Genomic DNA, 1,047 nt, shown 5'->3' on the forward strand with positions numbered 1-1,047 from the left:
GGGTCTGCTGAAAAGTTTGCAGAAGTTGTTTTTAAAGCATATAAAAAGAAAAAAAGGGAAATAACATTTCCATACTGGTATAAGTTTTTGATAATAGCTTCAAAAATCTTTCCAAACATCTATGATAGTATCTCATTAAAAACATGGAAAAAGGATTAAGGATTTCCGAATCCTCCACCACCTGGAGTTTCAATAATAAGTTTATCTCCTTTTGAAAGTTTTTCTGAAAATTTTCCTTCTTTTTCTATTTTTTTACCATTTTTTATTATATAGTTTTTACCTGTTTCTCCGGGACTTCCTCCAAAGAGTCCATAAGGAGGTATTTTTCTCCTCTCTGAAATTACTGTTATTTCAACATCTGTTAAAAATTTATACTCTCTTACAATCCCATTTCCGCCACTTTTTAACCCCTTTCCACCTGAATTTTCTCTAATTTTGTATTTTTCTATTAAAAACGGATATTCAAATTCAAGTGCCTCAACAGGAGTATTTAAAGTATTTGTCATGTGAGACTGGACAGCACTTTCTCCATCATTTTTTGCAGATGCTCCCATTCCACCGCCTATGGTCTCATAATAGGTAAAAGGCTCATTATTTTCTGGATTAATCCCACCAACTGTAATATTATTCATTGTTCCCTGTGATGCTGCCGGAATTTTATCAGGTAAAACTTCTGATAATGCACCAAGAAGTACATCAACTATCCTTTGGGATGTTTCAACATTTCCTGCAGATACAGCAGATGGAAATTTAGCATTTACAACAGTTCCTTCTTTTGTTATTATCTCAATCGGTCTTAAACATCCTGCATTGGTTGGTATGTTCTGATTTATTAAACTTCTAAATACATAAAATACTGCTGAAGTTGTTATTGCTTTAACTGCGTTAACACTTCCTTCTACCTGAAAATCACTTTTTGAAAAATCAACTACTGCCTTATCTTCCTTTATCTCAATATTTACACTTATTTTAATATCTTTATTTTTTATGCCGTCATCTTCTATGTAATCTGTAAAACTGTATTTTCCATCAGGAAGGCTTTCTATA

Annotated in this window: 1 protein-coding gene; it reads right to left on the minus strand. The window is 32.3% G+C overall.

Going from position 1 to position 1,047, the window contains the following annotated elements:
* Nucleotides 1-155: 155 nt before the first annotated feature.
* The coding region (locus HG1285_RS00170; protein WP_008289739.1) for a hydantoinase B/oxoprolinase family protein at nucleotides 156-1,047 on the minus strand (892 nt) is incomplete at its 5' end.

It is taken from the genome of Hydrogenivirga sp. 128-5-R1-1 (assembly GCF_000171895.1).